Source organism: Polaromonas sp. P1_G4 (assembly GCF_056405475.1).
Genome location: NZ_JBFUCA010000017.1, coordinates 1 through 17,757, shown reverse-complemented (window position 1 = coordinate 17,757; position 17,757 = coordinate 1). Strand labels below are relative to the sequence as shown.

Annotated in this window: 19 protein-coding genes; 7 read left to right on the top strand and 12 right to left on the bottom strand. The window is 62.0% G+C overall.

The annotated features are described in order from the left end of the window. Positions 1 to 1,709 (top strand): ATP-binding response regulator (locus tag AC1D1X_RS01835; RefSeq protein ID WP_477697740.1); only part of this gene is annotated, 1,709 nt, incomplete at its 5' end. A 147-nt stretch (positions 1,710 to 1,856) separates the two neighbouring features. Continuing rightward, entirely contained in the window at positions 1,857 to 2,267 is a 411-nt protein-coding gene (gene gloA, locus AC1D1X_RS01830) for a lactoylglutathione lyase (protein WP_477671402.1), read from the top strand. 73 nt (positions 2,268 to 2,340) lie between these two features. Here the strand turns inward: gloA and eda are convergent, their stop codons facing one another. The 3 genes from eda to AC1D1X_RS01815 form a co-directional block, all read right to left on the bottom strand. Beyond that, positions 2,341 to 3,030 carry a bifunctional 4-hydroxy-2-oxoglutarate aldolase/2-dehydro-3-deoxy-phosphogluconate aldolase gene (gene eda, locus AC1D1X_RS01825; protein WP_477697739.1) on the bottom strand — a complete coding sequence of 230 codons (690 nt, stop codon included), beginning with the start codon at positions 3,028 to 3,030 and terminating at the stop codon, positions 2,341 to 2,343. Then, positions 3,021 to 4,838, bottom strand: coding sequence for a phosphogluconate dehydratase (edd, locus tag AC1D1X_RS01820; RefSeq protein WP_477671400.1), 1,818 nt, complete (start codon positions 4,836 to 4,838; stop codon positions 3,021 to 3,023). Before edd ends, eda begins: the two co-directional genes overlap by 10 nt. Before the next feature lie 164 nt (positions 4,839 to 5,002). Beyond that, on the bottom strand, positions 5,003 to 5,587 hold the full coding sequence (locus AC1D1X_RS01815; protein ID WP_477671399.1) for an OmpA family protein: 585 nt from the start codon (positions 5,585 to 5,587) through the stop codon (positions 5,003 to 5,005). A 120-nt stretch (positions 5,588 to 5,707) separates the two neighbouring features. Here AC1D1X_RS01815 and AC1D1X_RS01810 point away from each other — a divergent pair, with 120 nt between their 5' ends. Continuing rightward, positions 5,708 to 6,253 (top strand): gamma-glutamylcyclotransferase, encoded by a 546-nt coding sequence (locus AC1D1X_RS01810; RefSeq protein WP_477671617.1) that lies wholly within the window; start codon positions 5,708 to 5,710, stop codon positions 6,251 to 6,253. A gap of 87 nt (positions 6,254 to 6,340) precedes the next feature. Continuing rightward, positions 6,341 to 6,865, top strand: a complete 525-nt coding sequence (locus tag AC1D1X_RS01805; protein WP_477671398.1) for a superoxide dismutase family protein — start codon at positions 6,341 to 6,343, stop codon at positions 6,863 to 6,865. Positions 6,866 to 6,981: 116 nt separating this feature from the next. Here the strand turns inward: AC1D1X_RS01805 and AC1D1X_RS01800 are convergent, their stop codons facing one another. The 4 genes from AC1D1X_RS01800 to AC1D1X_RS01785 all read right to left on the bottom strand — a co-directional run bounded on the left by AC1D1X_RS01800 (position 6,982) and on the right by AC1D1X_RS01785 (position 11,060). Beyond that, entirely contained in the window at positions 6,982 to 7,530 is a 549-nt protein-coding gene (locus tag AC1D1X_RS01800; RefSeq protein ID WP_477697738.1) for a nucleotidyltransferase family protein, read from the bottom strand. Continuing rightward, complete coding sequence (locus tag AC1D1X_RS01795) at positions 7,530 to 9,824, bottom strand: xanthine dehydrogenase family protein molybdopterin-binding subunit (RefSeq protein WP_477671396.1); 2,295 nt, start codon at positions 9,822 to 9,824, stop codon at positions 7,530 to 7,532. The genes AC1D1X_RS01800 and AC1D1X_RS01795 overlap by 1 nt, the downstream gene beginning before the upstream one ends. A 23-nt stretch (positions 9,825 to 9,847) precedes the next feature. Next, positions 9,848 to 10,306 (bottom strand): (2Fe-2S)-binding protein, encoded by a 459-nt coding sequence (locus AC1D1X_RS01790; RefSeq protein WP_477671395.1) that lies wholly within the window; start codon positions 10,304 to 10,306, stop codon positions 9,848 to 9,850. 157 nt (positions 10,307 to 10,463) lie between these two features. Next, entirely contained in the window at positions 10,464 to 11,060 is a 597-nt protein-coding gene (locus AC1D1X_RS01785) for a TetR/AcrR family transcriptional regulator (RefSeq protein WP_477697741.1), read from the bottom strand. A 79-nt stretch (positions 11,061 to 11,139) separates the two neighbouring features. On the opposite strand from AC1D1X_RS01785, the gene pdxH reads away from it, so the two are divergent. Beyond that, a complete protein-coding gene (pdxH, locus tag AC1D1X_RS01780; protein WP_477671394.1) occupies positions 11,140 to 11,790 on the top strand; it encodes a pyridoxamine 5'-phosphate oxidase in 651 nt (216 codons plus the stop codon). A gap of 37 nt (positions 11,791 to 11,827) precedes the next feature. Next, positions 11,828 to 12,388, top strand: a complete 561-nt coding sequence (locus tag AC1D1X_RS01775) for a hypothetical protein (RefSeq protein ID WP_477671393.1) — start codon at positions 11,828 to 11,830, stop codon at positions 12,386 to 12,388. 65 nt (positions 12,389 to 12,453) lie between these two features. On the opposite strand, the gene folK is transcribed toward AC1D1X_RS01775, so the two are convergent. The 5 genes from folK to AC1D1X_RS01750 are packed head-to-tail and all read right to left on the bottom strand — an operon-like array spanning position 12,454 to position 17,104. Further along, on the bottom strand, positions 12,454 to 12,948 hold the full coding sequence (folK, locus tag AC1D1X_RS01770; RefSeq protein ID WP_477671392.1) for a 2-amino-4-hydroxy-6-hydroxymethyldihydropteridine diphosphokinase: 495 nt from the start codon (positions 12,946 to 12,948) through the stop codon (positions 12,454 to 12,456). A gap of 7 nt (positions 12,949 to 12,955) precedes the next feature. Continuing rightward, positions 12,956 to 14,596 (bottom strand): polynucleotide adenylyltransferase PcnB, encoded by a 1,641-nt coding sequence (gene pcnB / locus AC1D1X_RS01765; RefSeq protein ID WP_477697737.1) that lies wholly within the window; start codon positions 14,594 to 14,596, stop codon positions 12,956 to 12,958. A gap of 6 nt (positions 14,597 to 14,602) precedes the next feature. Continuing rightward, the gene (locus tag AC1D1X_RS01760; RefSeq protein ID WP_477671390.1) at positions 14,603 to 15,280 is read right to left on the bottom strand and encodes an HAD family hydrolase; all 678 of its coding nucleotides are present in this window, start codon (positions 15,278 to 15,280) and stop codon (positions 14,603 to 14,605) included. 26 nt (positions 15,281 to 15,306) lie between these two features. After that, positions 15,307 to 15,993: a DnaA regulatory inactivator Hda gene (hda, locus tag AC1D1X_RS01755; RefSeq protein ID WP_477671616.1), complete on the bottom strand. Its 687-nt coding sequence runs from the start codon at positions 15,991 to 15,993 to the stop codon at positions 15,307 to 15,309. Positions 15,994 to 16,027: 34 nt separating this feature from the next. Further along, positions 16,028 to 17,104, bottom strand: a complete 1,077-nt coding sequence (locus AC1D1X_RS01750) for an AI-2E family transporter (protein WP_477671389.1) — start codon at positions 17,102 to 17,104, stop codon at positions 16,028 to 16,030. Positions 17,105 to 17,283: 179 nt separating this feature from the next. Here AC1D1X_RS01750 and AC1D1X_RS01745 point away from each other — a divergent pair. Further along, the coding region (locus AC1D1X_RS01745; protein ID WP_477697736.1) for a phosphoribosylformylglycinamidine cyclo-ligase at positions 17,284 to 17,757 on the top strand (474 nt) is incomplete at its 3' end.

The window sequence follows — 17,757 nt, the reverse complement described above, 5'->3', positions numbered from 1 at the left end:
GGTTAAAAAGACTCTTTGGCCACTATGAGGCTTACCACGCACATGGCAGGCCCTTGCTCAAATACATTGGCATCGTAGGCGCCCTGACCTATGTGGTGTTTTACCTGATACGGTTCACGAAACCCAATCCTCGTCCCTACGATGACCTGGGAATGCGGGTGCTGGTCGTAATTCTCTTTACCGCGCTGGCGATGAAAAATCGCTGGCCCCAGAAGCTGAAGAAATACTACTTCGCCTATTCCTACTGGGCATTGATTTATTGCCTGCCGTTTTTCAACGTATTTCTATCGCTGAAGCGGCACGGAGGTATCCCCGCGATCTCCAACTGTTTTATCGCACTCAGTTTTCTGGTCATGATCGCCGACTGGCGCAACACGATTGCCATGTTGGTAATCGGTTGCGGCAGCGCGGCGTTGCTGTACGTCGCCATCACGCCCAACCCCTCAATCCCCATGGACATGGTGGCCCAGCTTCCGGCCTACCTGCTGATTCTTATCGGCGGCGCCGCATTCAAGCTTTCGGAAAAGCAGATAGATGCCGAGAAATTGCGCATTGCAAACTCCCTTGCCGGCTCGATCGCCCATGAAATGCGCAACCCGCTCGCACAGGCCAAGATGAGCCTGGAGAGTATCGGGGAAATGCTGCCCGCGAACGGTATCGCGGTCCCCGCCGAACACACTTCCCGCATGCGCCAGTTTGTCAACATGGGGGAGATCGCTGTACACAGGGGTAACCAGGTGATTGACCTGATCCTGGGATCCTTCAAGTCCAGCGCGGTGGACCGAAGCAAATTTGAGTATTTATCCGCCGCAAAAATAACTCAGAAGGCGGTGGACGAATACAGTTTTCCCGATCGGCACCTGCGCAGTGATGGTGGCAACTTACGTGACAGTGTCACAGTGCGTGTCGTGAAGGACTTCACCTTTTACGGGGACGAAACCCCTTATGTTTTTGTGCTCTTCAACCTGATCAAGAACGCGCTCTATTACCTCGACCAAAAGTCCGGCGCAACAATCGTACTGACGATAGACGATCACAAGGTAACCGTCAGAGACACGGGCCCGGGCATCGACAAGGAGGTGCTGGCACACCTGTTTGAATCCTTCATGACCTCAGGAAAGGCCGAGGGGACAGGCCTTGGGCTGTCGTATTGCAAACGCACCATGCAAAGCTTTGGTGGTGACATTCATTGCGATTCCGCGGTCGGTGAATTTACACAGTTCACGCTGACCTTCCCCCCAATACCGCAAACCGGGATGGGCAAGGCCGCCGCAGCGCCGGAAGCGCCTCGGCAGGCAGCCAGCCCGGCCATCCCCGGCAATGTGCTGGAAGGCAGAACCGTCATATTGGCCGAAGACGACGAACTTAACCGCATCATGGTGGGCGAGCGCTTGAAAAGCTGGGGCTTGACAGTGCTGGAGGCCGAAGGGGGGCGCCAGGTTCTGGCCCACCTGGACAGCACACCAAGCGTCGATTTGATCTTGATGGATATGAACATGCCCGGTTTGAACGGCGTGCAAACGACCCAGGCGATTCGCTCGCGGGATTGGGAGCATCAGGGTATTTTTATCCTCGCACTTTCCGGGAACTCCGATGAGCTTGATGTCAGGACAGCCTTGAACGCCGGCATGAATGGCTACATCCTGAAAAATGGCGACATGAAGTTGCTGCAAGGAAAAATGCTGGAGGCTTTGGCGGCAACAAGGTAGTCCCGGGGAAATCCCACCGCRCGAAGCCCCTCATCGGTCATTGCGCGGCATGCATCGCCATCAGCTTTGCATCCCTACGCATGCGGCCTGCACAGGGAGCGAAGATTGGCGACAATGGGCAGTCCGCCACTCCCCACCTTCATCACCATGCGACTCCTACACACCATGCTGCGCGTTGGCAGTCTCCAGCGCTCCATCGACTTCTACACGCAGGTTCTTGGCATGAAGCTGCTGCGCACCTCGGAAAATCCCGAGTACAAATACAGCCTGGCCTTTGTGGGCTATGAAGGCAACCCGGCGCAGGCCGAAATCGAGCTGACCTACAACTGGGGCACCGAAAGCTACGACATGGGCACGGCTTTTGGCCACATCGCGCTGGGCGTACCTGACGCCTATGCAGCTTGCGACAAGATCAAGGCCGCTGGCGGCAACGTCACGCGTGAGGCCGGCCCGGTCAAGGGCGGGACCACGGTGATTGCCTTTGTGACGGACCCGGACGGCTACAAGATTGAGCTGATCCAGCGCGATGAAAGCGCTTCGGGCGCTGGCCTGCGTTAGTTCATTGCACTTCGCTGCTATTCTTTTAATAGCGGCTTGCGCTCATCCAGCAAGGCTGGGAGCGCTATTTTCCTCATAAATAGCGGGCAGGCTGCCAGGCTCGGGCAGCATTGCGTGCCAGCTGGCAGGCCTGAAAAGCCAGTGCAGTGACGTGTGACCAGTTGCCGCGAGCCAGCGTGTCCGCAGGGGTCAACCAGGACCCGCCTACACACACCACATTGGGCAGCGCCAGAAACTCAGGCGCATTGGCCACCGTGACGCCGCCCGTCGGGCAAAACCGCAYGTCGCCGAATGGTCCGTTCCAGGCCTTCAACATGGCCGGGCCACCCGCCTGCATGGCCGGGAAAAATTTGAGTTCCGTCAGGCCGTCCTCCTGCGCCATCATGATCTCGCTTCCGGTAGCCACCCCTGGCAGCAGCGGCAGGCCGGAATCCTTACAGGCCTGTCCCATCGCATGGGTGTAACCGGGGCTCACCGCAAAGCGTGCACCGGCCATGGCGCAGGCTTGGGCATCGGCGGCACTGCGCACAGTGCCCGCACCCACCACGGCTTCCGGCACATCGCGTGCAATGGCCTCAATGCAGGCCAGCGCTTGCGGCGTGCGCAAGGTGACTTCGAGCATGCGAATGCCACCGGCCACCAGCGCACGTGCCAGCGGCACCGCCTGGCTCACGTCGGTCAGCACAATCACGGGTATCACGGGGGCGTCCTGCATGATCTGCAGGGGGGTCAGTTTTCCGCTGACGTTCAGGTTCACATCCACGATAAAGCTCCTTCTTCAGCCGTCAGCGCGTGACGGCGCATACCGGCAAACAGCTCCCGTCCCATGCCGATGCCGTTGGCCGCGCGCAAATCGGCAGGCATGGTGTCGACCGGCCTCGCGGTCCATTCTGCATCGTTCACCAGCACCTTCAATTCGCCAGTGATGGCATCCACACGAATTACATCACCGTCGCGCACCTTGGCCAGCGGGCCGCCGGCAGCGGCTTCGGGCGACACATGAATGGCGGCCGGCACCTTGCCCGAAGCGCCGCTCATGCGGCCGTCAGTGACCAGCGCGACCTTGAATCCCTTGCCCTGCAACACGGCCAGCGGCGGCGTCAGTTTGTGCAGCTCGGGCATGCCGTTGGCTTGCGGGCCTTGCCAGCGCACCACACACACCACGTCGCGGTTCAACTCGCCAGCGCTGAAGGCGATGTGCAAGGCTTCCTGCGAATCAAACACCCGGGCCGATGCCTCGATGACATGGCGGTCGTCAGGCACGGCGGAGACCTTGATCACGCTACGGCCCAGGTTGCCCTGCAGCAGCTTGAGACCCCCGGTGGCGCTGAAAGGTTTGGCAGGCGTGCGCACGATGGCCTCGTCTTTGGAAGCGCCCGCGTCGTGCCAGACAAGCGCCGCGCCGGCCAGCGCCGGCTCGCGTGTGTATTCGCGGATGCCGCCTTCACGCACCGTGAGCACGTCTTCATGCATGAAGCCCGCATCCAGCAACTCGCGAATGATGAAGCCGGGGCCGCCTGCGGCCTGGAACTGGTTCACGTCGGCGCTGCCGTTGGGGTAGACATGGGCCAGCGTCGGCACCACGTCAGAGAGGTCCGAAAAATCATTCCAGTCGATCACGATGCCGGCCGAATGCGCAACGGCTACCCAATGGATCAGGTGATTGGTGGAGCCCCCGGTGGCGAGCAGGGCCACCATGGCATTGACAATGGCTTTTTCATCGACGATCTGGCCGATGGGCGCAAAGCGCTTCGCCTTGACGATGCCAAGCACGGTGCGTGCCGCCTCGCGCGTGAGCTCCTCACGCAGTGCGTTGCCGGGGTTCACAAACGCGGTGCCCGGCACGTGCAGGCCCATGGCTTCAAGCAGCAGCTGGTTGCTGTTGGCGGTGCCGTAGAAGGTGCAGGTGCCGGGGCTGTGATAGGACTTGAATTCGGAATCAAGCAGGGCGTCACGGCCGACCAGGCCTTGCGCGGCCTGCTCACGCACATGGGCTTTTTCCTTGTTGGGAATGCCCGATGTCATGGGCCCGGCCGGCACAAACACCGTGGGCAGGTGGCCGAACTGCAGCGCGCCTATTAGCAAGCCCGGCACGATCTTGTCGCAGACGCCCAGCATCAGCGCCGCGTCGAACATGTCGTGCGACAGCGCCACGGCGGTCGCCATGGCGATCACATCGCGGCTGAAGAGGCTGAGCTCCATGCCGCTGGTGCCTTGCGTCACGCCGTCGCACATGGCGGGCACGCCGCCAGCCACCTGCGCCGTGGCGCCCAGCTTGCGGGCCTCGTCCTTGATGAAAGCCGGGTAGGCCTGAAGCGGGGTGTGCGCCGACAACATGTCGTTGTAGGCGGTGACGATGCCGATGTTGGGCTTACGCTCGGTCACCACCTTGAAGCGGTCGTCCAACGGCATGCCAGCAAAAGCATGCGCCACATTGGCGCAACCCATGCGGTCCAGGCCGGGTTCGCGGCTGGCGGCAGCGCGCAGGTGTGCAAGGTAGGCGCTGCGCGTGGGAAGGCTGCGCTCTGCGATGCGGGCGGTGATTTTTAAAACTGCGGGGTGAAGGGCCATGTTGTAACTCCGGTCATGGTCAAGTCACTGGGTATGTAACTTTATTACTGACTCTATGGTAACGGGTTACCGGCCTGTTTACCGCCGCATGGTTACCAGGTGGTTACGAAACGCAGCGGCAAAAGCTGTTCTGCAAAGTTCTGAAACAACCCGCGGGTGCGGCTTTACTGCAGGGTAATTTCCACACGCCGCGCTTCGGCGTCGCTGCCGCCGCCTACAAGCTGCTCGGGTTTTTTCAGCACAATCTGGCGATCGGAAACACCGGCCTGCTTCAGTGCCTCGCGCACGGCAAGGGCGCGATGCCGGGCAAGCGCTGCATTTTTCTGGGCGTCCCCTGTGGCATCGTGAAAACCGGTGATCACCAGCGTGCGGCCAGCCTTGGCGGCCTTGACCACTTCGCCCAGGGCAGTACCCGCACCGTCCGCAAGGTCTGCATCGCCCGAGGCAAAATAAAACCGCACCGCGCCTTGCTCCACCTTCACGCTGGCGGCGTCGGCTGCAGCCTGCGAAGCCCGGCCGGCAATGTTCGCGGTATGGTCCACGGTGCTGGCTGGCAGGGCAGGCGTCGGCGCCACCTCTGGCACGGGGGGCACGGGCAGGGATATTTGGGCAGGCACAACAGCGGCGGAAGGCGACCGGCCGAGCCGATGCACGCAGAGCCCCACCACCAGCGCGATCACGAAGGCCACGAGGCCGAGAACGACCGCCAACACCAAGCCTTGCTGGCCTTCATCGTCCTGAGAAAACATTGCCCACTCCCGTCACTAAATCCGTCACAAAAACTCAGCGCATTGTAAAGTGCGGCTGTGGAAAATTCAGCCAAACAAGCCGCCAGCCCAGGCATCAGCGTTTCCCGCAACCCGGACCACATGCTTGAGACCGTCATCCGCGAATGGGGCGGTAAAAGCGATCTCTGGATCTTCGCCTATGCCTCGCTCATCTGGCGTCCGGAGTTTGAACATGCCGAGGAACGTTTTGCGACCATCCACGGCTACCACCGCGCCCTGAAGATGTGGAGCCGCCTGAACCGCGGCACGCCGGAATGCCCGGGCCTGGTGTTTGGCCTCCTGCACGGCGGCAGCTGCAAGGGGATGGTGTTTCGGATACCGCAGGCGCAGGTTGCCGGCGCCCTGCCCGCGCTGTGGGAACGCGAAATGCCCAACGGCGTGTACGACCCCAAGTGGCTGCGTTGCCAAACTGCAGGGGGCAATGTGCGGGCGCTGGCCTTCACCTTGTCCAAGCGCAGCCCCAACCATACGGGCGTGCTCAGCGAAGACGTTTACCGGCAGATCTTTTCGGACTCGTGCGGGCGCTACGGCACCACGCGCGAATATGCGCAACTCACCTACGACAAACTTAAAACCCTGGGAATTCACGACCACGCACTGGGCAAGCTGCTGGAGCTGGCCAAATAGGCCCAGACAGCGGAGGCCCCGGCCTTGTCAGCAGGGGCAAGGCGCCCTACAGTCAGCCACTGAATCAACCATCAGGAGACCTGCATCATGAAATACCACCTGGCACCGCTTGCCACCGCCCTTGCCGCCGCCTTTGTACTGGCCGCTTGCGCCTCATCCATGAGTGGCCCGCGCGCCGTGGCCCAATTGCAAAGCACCACCGGCAACACCGCCAGCGGCACCGTCAGCTTCGTGCAGAGCGGGGACAAGGTACTGGTTTCGGGCGAGATACGCGGCCTCAAGCCCAATGCCGAGCACGGTTTTCATGTGCATGAAAAAGGTGACTGCTCCAGCGGCGACGGCATGAGTGCAGGCGGGCACTTCAACCCCACCGGCCAGCAGCACGGCAGCCATGCCGACATGGCCCACCACACAGGCGACCTRCCCAGCCTGAAAGCCGATGCCAGCGGCGTCGCGAAATTCAGCTTTGAATCAAAGACCCTCTCAGTCGGCAGCGGCACGACCGACATCGTCGGCAAGGGCCTGATCGTTCACCGTGACCCCGACGACTACAAGACCCAGCCCACCGGCAACTCCGGCCCGCGGCTGGCCTGCGCAGTCATAAAAAGCTAGCCCCCACGTTCGCTCGCTTCGCGTAGCTCTCTGCCCCCTCAGGGGGTGCTCCGCCTGCGGCCCGGCAAAGCCGGTTCCGCGGCTCAGGCTTGAATGGACCCCCACGCCTCCCGCAATCAGCGAGCGGCGAGCAACTCTTCCGCACGCCGCAGGTCGTCCAGCGTGTCGATGTCGGTGACTGTGCCTTCATCGGTCACGTCAATGAATGCTACAGAATTGATAGCTGCTTGCGCCCGTACAACGGGCGCCGCACCCTGATTTCCMTTTAAATCCAGCAACGCATCGCGGCACGCGGCCGAAAACCCGACCGGGTGGCCGCGCGTGCCTCTGAACACCGGCACCACCACCGCGTGCTGCGCCAGCGCGTCGGCCACCGCCTGCAACGTGGTGCCCTGCACCAGCGGCAAATCACCCGGCAAAATCAACCAGCCCGCAGCTTCGGGCGTGGCCCGCACGGCGGCCGCGATGCAGTCGCCCATGCCAGGGTGGCCGGCATCTTCCAGGTGCCAGGGTAAGCCGCTGGCAGCCACGGCGTCCAGCGTGTGCTGCAGCACCGGCTTGCCGGCCAGCAGCGCCTGCAGCTTGTGCGTGCCGCCGCCCGACGCGGCAAAGCGCTCACCCCGGCCTGAGGCCAGCACCAGCACCGTGGGCTTGCCGCCTGCCATCACGCCAGCTTGAAAGGCAGCTCGCGCGGCGCCGGTTTACCGGTGAGCTTCGCAATGGCATTGGCGAATGCCGGTGCCAGTGGCGGCAAGCCGGGCTCGCCCAGGCCCGTGGGCGCATCGGCGCTGGGCACGATGAAGACGGCAACCGTCGGCATGTCGGTGATGCGCGGCACCGGGAAGTCACCGAAGTTGCTTTGCTCGACCACACCGTCCTTGAGCGTGATGGCTGCACCCGGCAGGCACATCGACAAACCCATCAGCGCGGCACCCTGCACCTGCGCTTCAACGCTGGTCGGGTTGATGGCGAGGTTGCAATGCACGCCTGCGGTAATGCCGTGCAGCACCGGTACGTTGTCCTTGACGGATGCCTCAACCACATAAGCCACCACGGTGTTGAACGACTCATGCACCGCCACGCCCCAGGCGCGCCCGGCGGGCAAAGTGCGTTTGCCATAACCGGATTTGTCGACCGCCAGCTGCAGCGCGGCCGCATGGCGCGGGTGCTTGCCGCCAAACTGCTTCATGCGCCAGGCCACAGGGTCTTGCCCGCTGCTGCGCGCGACTTCGTCAATCAATGTTTCCATGACGTACGCCGTGTGGGTAGAGCCCACGCTGCGCCACCAGAGCACCGGCACATTGAGCTTGGGGTGATGTACGGACAACCGCATCGGGATGTCGTAAGGCTCTTTCATGCCCTCAACCATGGTGCCATCCACGCCGTCCTTGACCATAAAGGCTTCAAACGGCGTCCCGCCGACGATGGACTGGCCGACGATGACGTGGTCCCAACCCAGGATATCGCCCTTGTCGTTAAAACCGATCTCGGCGCGATGCACATGCATGGGACGGTAGTAGCCACCCTTGATGTCGTCCTCGCGGCTCCACAGCGTACGCACTGCAGCCGTCAATCCTGCGCCGCGCGCCGCCTTCGCCACATTGCAAGCCTCCACCACGTAATCACTGGTGGCAATCGCGCGCCGGCCAAAACCGCCACCCGCCATCTGCACGTTCATCTTGATGTTTTGCGGCGCCACGCCCAGAGCCTTGGAAGCGGCCATCGTGTCCAGGCCCGGCATCTGCGTGCCCAGCCAGAGTTCGGCTTTGGCCTGAGCGCCCTGCCCGCTCAGCTGCACCGTGCAATTGAGCGGCTCCATGGGCGCATGGGCCAGATAGGGGAAGACAAACTCGGCGCTGATCTTTTTGGGCGCCGACGCCAGCTTGCTGATGTCGTCCTTGTATTTGAGCGCACCGGTTTTCTGCGCCAGCGCGCGATAGCTGGCCAGTTGCTGCACGCTGTCGACCTTCTCGACGCCACTGGTGTCCCACTCGACCTTGAGCGCATCGCGGCCCTGCTTGGCGGCCCAGTAGCCCTCGGCCACCACGGCCACACCCTCGCCGCCGCGGTCCAGCGGCACGCGCAGCACGGCCTTCACGCCGGGAACGGCTTTGGCCGCGGTGTCATCCAGTGACTTGAGCTTGCCGGCAAACACCGGCGGGTGCGCCACCACTGCCGTCAGCATGCCGGGCAGGCGCACGTCGATGCCGTAGCTTTGCCCGCCGGTGGATTTGGCCCGCGCGTCGAGCCGGCCCGTGGGCTTGCCGATGATGCGGAACTGTTTCGGGTCCTTGAGCGTGACGGCCTCCGGCACCGGCAGCTTCATGGCCGCTTCGGCCAGCTCGCCGTACGTCAGGCGCTTGCCGCCGGGGCCAATCACCACGCCTTGCTGGGTGCGCAGGCTGCTTGCATCAACGCCCCATTGCTGCGCGGCGGCCGAGACCAGCATGGCGCGGGTGCGCGCGCCGAGCTCGCGGTACTGYGTGTAGGAGTTTTTGATCGAGCCCGAGCCGCCCGTGAGGTGCATGCCGAAAGCCGGATCCACATAAGCCGGGTCAGCGTTGCCATGCTGGCTCTTCACAAGGCTCCAGTCCGCGTCGAGTTCTTCGGCGAGGATCATGGGCAGGCCGGTTTGCACGCCCTGCCCGAAATCGAGCCGGTTGATCGTGACTGTCACCGTGCCGTCCTTGTCAATGCGCACAAAGGCCGAGGGCTGCTGGGTCGGCTTGAGGCTGGACGCAGCCGGTGCACCCGCTGTGGCCATGGTTTGCGCTTGCGTCAGCATCGGAAAAGCGCCGAGTGCAAAGCCACCGGCGGTTGCAACCTTGAGGAAACTGCGGCGAGGCAGTTCAGCATCTGCTATGGTTTTGGTAGCTGCTTGCGCTTTATGCATCAGGGCTTGAAGGCCCTTTGGCAGTTGAGCGGCGATGTCGAAGGTGTCTGAGGCGTTGGAATACATGGTGTTCTCCTTCTTTAAACCAGTTAAGCCAGTGCCTGGGCGGCGTCTTTGATGGCAGCGCGAACGCGCACATAGGTGCCGCAGCGGCAGATATTGCCGGCCATGGCGCCGTCGATGTCGGCATCGCTCGGTTTGGCGTTGGACTTGAGCAAGGCGGTGGCGCTCATCACCTGGCCGCTTTGGCAATAGCCGCACTGCGCCACGTCATGTTTGACCCAGGCGTCCTGCACGGCTTTGCCGACGCGGTCGGTGGCCACGGCTTCGATGGTGGTGATCTTCTGGCCGGCAGCGGCAGAAATCGGCGTGATGCACGAGCGTATGGCCGCGCCGTTGAGATGCACGGTACACGCGCCGCACAGCGCCGCGCCGCAGCCGAACTTCGTGCCTGTCATGCCCAGCGTGTCACGCAAGGCCCAGAGGATGGGGGTGGATTGGTCGGCGTTGACGGATACGTCCTTGCCGTTGATGTTGAGGGTGGGCATCGTGGAACTCCTTGCGGTTTTTGTTAGGGGGAAATCAAAAGGGAGAAAAAGGGAGCGCTACTTGTCGAATTTATATTCGCTTAAATCAGGGTTTTATCCGTAAAAACTTGGGCATGCAGAAATGAGGGGTATTGCCTTTCAGAGGCGTTTCAAAGATTCAGGCCTTGATGGCGTCCCAGCACAGCGTAAAAGCCGCCTGATGCACCGCCTCGTCATCGGGCAGCACCTGGGTGCGTATCAGGTTGGCGGTTTCCCGCACCGAGCCCACCAGGGTAGCCGTTAACAACGGCAAGGGCACAGGCTTGAAAATCTCCTGCTTCTGGCCCTCCTCGATCAATGCAAAGAAGCTCGCCGCCAGCCGGGTCGACAACTCGCGGTTTCCCTGCGTGAACCAGGGAGAGTTGTAGTACTGCTCCTGGAACACGACCTCGGCATAACGCTCCAGCCGGTGCCGCAGCAGGTTGCCCCAGAGGCGGCGCACACGGCTGCGCAGGGGGGTCCCGGGTACGACACCATCCATCAGGCGCAGCATGGTCGCGGTTTTGGCTTCTTCATAGAGCTGGCTGATCAGCTCGTCCTTGGACGGGTAATAGACGTACAGCGTGCTGGTGGCGATGCCGGCCGTGCGGGCAATGTCGGCCATGGTCAGGCCGCTCAGACCGGTCTGGGCCACCAGGTTGAAGGTGGCCTCGGCAATAGCGCGCTGCTTTTCATCGTCTTTGGGCTTCRTGGAAGGGTGTGAATATAAACGAATATTAATTCGGTATCAAGCCCGCCCTCTACCGAGGTCTACCGCAGGCAAGGACATGGCCTCTGCGGGCACAATCAGAGCCATGAGCCAGCCCACCCTCTCCATTGCCGACCTGCGCAAAAGCTATGAACGCGCCGAACTCAACGAAGACGCATCAGCCGCAGACCCACTCCAGCAATTCGACCAGTGGCTGAAAGAAGCCATCGCCGCCGAAGTGCCCGAACCCAACGCCATGACGCTGGCCACCGTGGCCAGCAACCTGCGCCCCTCCACCCGCATCGTACTGATCAAGGGCTATGACGAGCACGGCATCACCTGGTTTACCAACTACGACAGCCGCAAGGGACAAGAACTGGCGGGCAACCCCTATGCGGCGTTGCAATTTCACTGGATAGAGCTCGAGCGCGTGGTGCGCATTGAAGGCGTGGTCGAAAAAGTCTCTGCTGAAGAAAGCGACGCTTACTTCAGCACCCGCCCGCTGGATTCGCGCATAGGCGCCTGGGCCAGCCCGCAAAGTGAGGTGATTTCAGGGCGCAGCGTGCTGGTGACCAATGCAGCCAAATACGGTGCGAAATTTTTGCTGCAGCCGCCCCGCCCGCCGCACTGGGGCGGCTACCGCCTCAAGCCCGACAACTGGCAGTTCTGGCAAGGACGGAAAAGCCGGCTGCATGACCGGCTGCGGTATACGCTGCAGGGTGATGCGGGGTGGTTGCGTGAGCGGCTGGCGCCCTAGAGACCGTCAGTCATCCATCGTCTTCCATGGAGAAAAAATGAAACGTGACGAAATTGCCCCGTCGGCACCGACCACCGAAGACCGCCTCCACATCTTGTTAGGAAGACTAGTTCACGCCTTCGGACGCTTCGACTTCAACATCGGTCTCCAGCTCAAATGGATGGGACCATATTGCGGGGAAAAAGTAGAACATCTGCTAAACGCTCGCATGCCATTTGCCATACGACTGGACGCACTCGAACCGCTAGTGATGAAACTTTACTGCCACGAGGATGAAGACGCAATGCGCGACTTTTCTCGATGGTTCGAACACGCGAGAACTGTGAAGGCCCTTCGTAACGATTTCGTCCATGGGCGTTGGGCTGTTTACCCAAGTAGATCTGCTATTGAACCGAAGATCGAATTCATCGCCCTTAACTGGGAGATGGAGCAAGCCAAACAGATTCCCCCTATGTCAATTAAGCTAGAGGAATTAGGGGAGGCTGTCAGAACCTTGGAGTTCCTTTTCAATGACTACTGGAAGTTGACGGAGCACTATGAGAGCAATTGCCGACCGCCCACTTGCTTAGCGCGCCGAGGGCACAACTTGCCATCGTGACCGTTCTAACTACCGTAGACATTATTTGGTCTACCTAAGCCATTGATACAAATGGCACTTACGCTCTACACCGGTTGCGTACCCCGCAGCTCAATGGGCTGATGCGCCACCGCCGCCAACTGCTCCGCACTGACCAAACCCGGCGCAATCTCCGCCAGTGGCACCAGCACAAAAGCCCGCTGCATCATGCGCGGGTGCGGCACCGTGAGATGTTCTGATTCGATGCGTGCGCTGCCGTAGAGCAACAAGTCCAGGTCCAGCGTTCGCGGTGCGTTGCGGTACGGCCTTTCGCGGCCTGCCTGCTGTTCGATCTGTTGCAGGTGATCCAACAAGGCGGGAGCGGTCAACCCGGTTTCKAGTTCGACGACGGCGTTGAGGTAGTCGTTACCAGGGGCCGCAGATTCCTCGCCCGCGTCGGTATCCAGCGGCGCTGTTTTATAGAGACTGGAAGATTGGCGGACCTGCGTGAGCGGCAACCGGCCTATCGCCTGAACGGCTTGCCGCAGTGCCGCCGCAGCATCGCCGAGGTTGGCGCCCAGGGCAACGTAGGCGCTGACCACCTGAGCCTCAGGAATTTGACGCGTTATCCGATGAAGGCGAAGAAGCCTCGCCGCCCGCGCCTTCGGCACTGCCTGCCCCATCTGCACCACCGCGATTGGCCGGCTTGCGGCGGCGGCGGCGTTTTTTGGCCGGTGCGGCATCGCCCGGCTGGCCAGACGCATCCGCCGCATCGGGCACGGTGCGTTCGGCATGGCTTGTCTGGCCCAAACCAGGCTCGGCATCAACACGTTTGACGCGAACCCGAGGCGCCTGCGGCTTGTTCTGCTGCGCCTGACGCGCCTCTTCAATCATGGCGTGGCGTTCGTCGTCGTAGGCGGTGCTGAATTTCTCCCACCACTCGGCGAGCTCCATTTCGATCTCGCCGGTCTGCGCGCGCAGGCGCAGGAAATCAAAGCCGGCGCGAAAGCGGGGCTGGTCCAGCAGCGAATACGGTRCGCTGCCCGTGCGTTTTTCAAAGCGGGGCTRCATGGTCCAGATCTCGCGCATGTCGGTGCCCAGCTTGCCGCGGCCCGAGACATCGCCGATCTTGGCGTTGAAGGCATCGTCAATCGCATCCTGCAGCGCGGGCATGAGGGGCTCGCCGCGCTTTTTGCGCCGCTCCCAGCCCTCGCGTACATCAAACCACAGTACACACGACAGCAAGAAGCTGGGCGCCACGGGCTTGCCTTCGCCGACGCGTCGGTCGGTGTCTTGCAGGGCCAGCTTCAGGAAGGGCTCGTCGGCGTTTTCCACCACCACATCAAGCAGCGGATAAATGCCGGTGCCCAGGCCCAAGAACTTGAGCTGCGCGATGCTGGCCAGCGAATGGCCGGTCTGCAGCAGCTTGAGCATTTCGTCAAAAAGACGCGACTGCGGCACGTCGGCCAGTAAGCCCTTCATCTCGCGTAGCGGGGCAACGGTCTTGTCTTCAAACTTGAAGCCCAGCGCGCTGAGCTTGGCGGCAAAACGCACGGCGCGGATGATGCGAACCGGATCTTCGCGGTAACGCACGGCCGGGTTGCCGATCATGCGGATGATCTTTTTCTTCGCGTCCCTGATGCCGTTGTGATAGTCGACCACGACCTGTGTTTCGGGGTCGTAGTACATCGCGTTGATGGTGAAGTCGCGGCGGGCGGCGTCTTGCTCGATCGGGCCCCAGACGTTGTCGCGCAGCACCCGGCCGGAGGCATCGACCGCATGCTTCATGCCGGCGAGTTCGCTCTTGCTGGTGCGCTCGTTGCCACCGACCTGCTCGGCCAGGCTGCTGTCGAGATGCGCGCGGAAGGTCGAGACCTCGATCACTTCGTGCTCACGCCCGCGGCCATAAATAACGTGCACAATGCGAAAGCGCCGGCCGATGATGAAGGCACGGCGAAACAGCGACTTGACCTGCTCGGGCGTGGCGTCGGTAGCAACGTCGAAATCCTTGGGGCGCAGGCCGACCAGCAGGTCGCGCACCGCGCCGCCCACGATATAGGCCTCGTAACCGGCGTCTTTGAGGGTGCGCACCACGTCCATGGCGCGGTCGTCCACCAGGGAGACATCTATGCCGTGTTCCTTGACGGTGACATCCTGGCGCTGGCCGAAAGGTGATTTTTTGACCCGCTTGGCGCCGGGATCCGTGCTGTCTGATTTGCCAAACAGCTTGTCGATAAATTTTTTGATCATGGAAAACTAGTGAAACAGGTCAAGTATGCGCCATCCGCGCTCTGTCGCCAGCGCCCGCAGGCGCTCGTCCGGGTTGGTCGCGACGGGGTGGGTGGCCTTCTCCAGCAGAGCAATATCGTTCATGGAGTCGGTGTAGAACGTGGTTTCCACGTCGCTCCAGCCCAGGTTCCGGGCCGCCAGCCATTGTTCCACGCGGGTGACCTTGCCCTCGCGGGCCGAGGGCACGCCCTTAATCTCGCCGGTCAGCCAGCCCTGGGCGTCGCGCTCCAGCTCGACGGCGATCAGCTCTTTCACGCCGAAAGCGTCGGCAATGGGGCGCGTCACGAACTCGTTGGTGGCGGTGACGATGACCAATTCATCGCCCGCGGCGCGGTGGCTACCTACCAGCTCCAAGGCCTGTTTTGTAATGGCTTTTTGCACCACGTCCCGCATAAAATGTGCGTGACCAGCTCCTGAATTGATAGCGCCCTGCTTGCGGATGGCTTCCGTGGCAAAGCGCACGTATTCGTGGATGTCGAGCGTGCCGGCGCGGTAGTGCTCAAAAAACTCGTTGTTGCGGCGCTTGAACTCGGTGCTGTCGCACCAGCCCAGCGCGATGGTGAATTCTCCCCATTCGTAGTCGGAATCGATGGGGATCAGCGTGTGATCGAGGTCAAAAAGAGCAATCTTGCGGGGAACAGTCATTTGGCAGTCGCAGTCACGGCAGTCACTTATTCACTCTCCAGCATCGACTTGATCAGGGGGATGGTGATGGCGCGTTTCGTTTGCAAGGCATAGGCATCCAGTTGGTCCAGCAGTTGCATCAGGCTGCCCAGGTCACGCGAAAAGCGGGTCAGCATGAAGTCCATCGCCTCGTCGCTCAAAAACACGCCACGCGCATCGGCCTCGCGCCGCAACACGGCGCGCCGCTCGGTTTCGGTCAAGGCCTGCAGGGCAAACACATGGCCCCAGCCGAGGCGGGTACGCAGGTCTTCGCGCAGCGCCAGGTCGGCCGGCGGCATCTGGCCGGCGGCCAGCACCCAGCGCGGGCGGCCGTCCGGTGCGCTGAGCGCGTTCACAAACCAGTTGAAGGCGGCCTGCTGCTGCACCGCGGTGTAGAGATGGCAGTCGTCCAGGATGACGGCCGCCCAGGATTCGTTGAACTCGGGCGGCTCCAGCATGGAGGCGTCCATCCAGCCGCTGGCCGCGCCCTGCTCGCGCAGCGTTTCGCGCACGGCCTTGAGCAAATGGGTTTTGCCGCTGGCGGCTTCACCCCAGAGGTAGGTGGGCACCGGTGAGCGCAGCGTGTTGCCGGCCCACAGCTCCAGATGTTTGAGCGCGGCTTCGTTCGGCCCGCCAAAAAAATTGGCGAACGACGGGGCGGAAGCCAGCCCGATGTCCAGCGCAATCTGTTTCATGCCCGCCATGCGTTCATCCTGACCCTGTTCAGCCTTAGCCGGCCTTGTTGTAAAGCCGGCTGGCCATATAGCTGGCTTTAATGCGGCGTATGCCCACCAGCAGCACCGCACTGGCCGGCAGCGCCACCAGCACACCGACAAAGCCGAACATCTGGCCGAAAGCCAGCAAGGCAAAGATCACCGCCAGCGGGTGCAGGCCAATGCGCTCGCCCACCAGGCGCGGCGTGAGGTACAGGCTTTCCACCAGTTGCCCAATGCCGTAGACCACGGCAACCATGACGATCGCCTTGAGCGAAGCGAACTCCAGCAGGCCGGCCAGCACCGCCAGCATCAGGCCCAGGCCAAAGCCCAGGTAAGGAATGAACATCGCCAGGCCCGTGAAAACGCCGATGGGCAGGGCCAGATCCAGACCGAACAGCGCCAGCCCCACCGCATAAAACACCGCCATGATCAGCATGACCAGCAATTGGCCGCGCAGGTACTGGCCCAGCACCGAGTCGGCTTCGTCAGTGAAGCTGTCAAAACCCGCACGCAGGTGCGGCGGCACCAGTTCAAGCACACGGGCAACAAATTTGTCCCAGTCCATCAGGAGGTAAAACAGCGCCACGGGAATCAGCACCGCATTGCCGATGATGGCCAGCGCCACGCTGCCGCCCAGCTTGAGTGACGACATCAGCGAGCCGAACAGGTCTTCAAAATTGGCATTGAGGTACTTGAGTACAAAGGCCTTGATGCTGCCCACGTCCAGCGCGACATGGATGCCGAACTGCGCCAGCCACGGCGCCAGGCTGGTGTTGAGCCTGTCGGCCAGCAACGGCACCTGCTCGCGCAGCACGGGCAGCTCCTTGGCCATGATGGGCACGATCAGCAAAAAGAGGCCGAACAGCGCCACGATGAAGAGGAACTCCACCAGCACCACCGCCACCACGCGCGGCAGGCGGCCCTTGCCCATGTCGTCCAGCCGGTTCACGAGCGGCGTCAACGCATAGGCCAGCACGGCTGCAATGACAAAGGGCGCCAGCACCGGCCCCAGCAGCCACAGCGCCAGGATGACCAGCGCGGCGATGGCGCACCAGGCGGTGGCGCGTTTTTGGGTGGTGGTGAATTGCATACAGCCTTGGGTTGAGCTTGCCGGAAGGAACCCTGGAAAAAGTCCCTGGAAAGGCCCGAAAGGTGCCTGATGGGCAGCCTTTAGAATCTCAGGCTGAATTCTATCGGGCTTGCAGGCCGCTTCCGGGCTGCAAATCCGCCTTCTGACCGCCTGCCCTCCCACTGCATCAAAGCCGACACATGACCACCTCCTCCACTTCCCCCCTGAGCTACAAAGACGCAGGCGTCGACATCGACGCAGGTGACGCGCTGGTCGAACGCATCAAGCCGCTGGCAAAAAAAACCATGCGGGAAGGCGTTTTGGCGGGTATTGGCGGTTTTGGCGCCCTGTTTGAGGTGCCCAAGCGCTACAAGGAGCCCGTGCTGGTCAGTGGCACCGACGGCGTGGGCACCAAGCTCAAGCTGGCCTTTGAATGGCAGATGCACGACACCGTGGGCATCGACCTGGTGGCCATGAGTGTCAATGACGTGCTGGTACAAGGCGCCGAGCCGCTGTTCTTCCTGGACTACTTCGCCTGCGGCAAGCTGGATGTGGACACGGCTGCGGCTGTGGTCGGCGGCATTGCCAAAGGCTGTGAATTAAGCGGCTGCGCGCTGATCGGCGGCGAGACCGCCGAGATGCCCGGCATGTACCCCGCGGGCGAATACGACCTG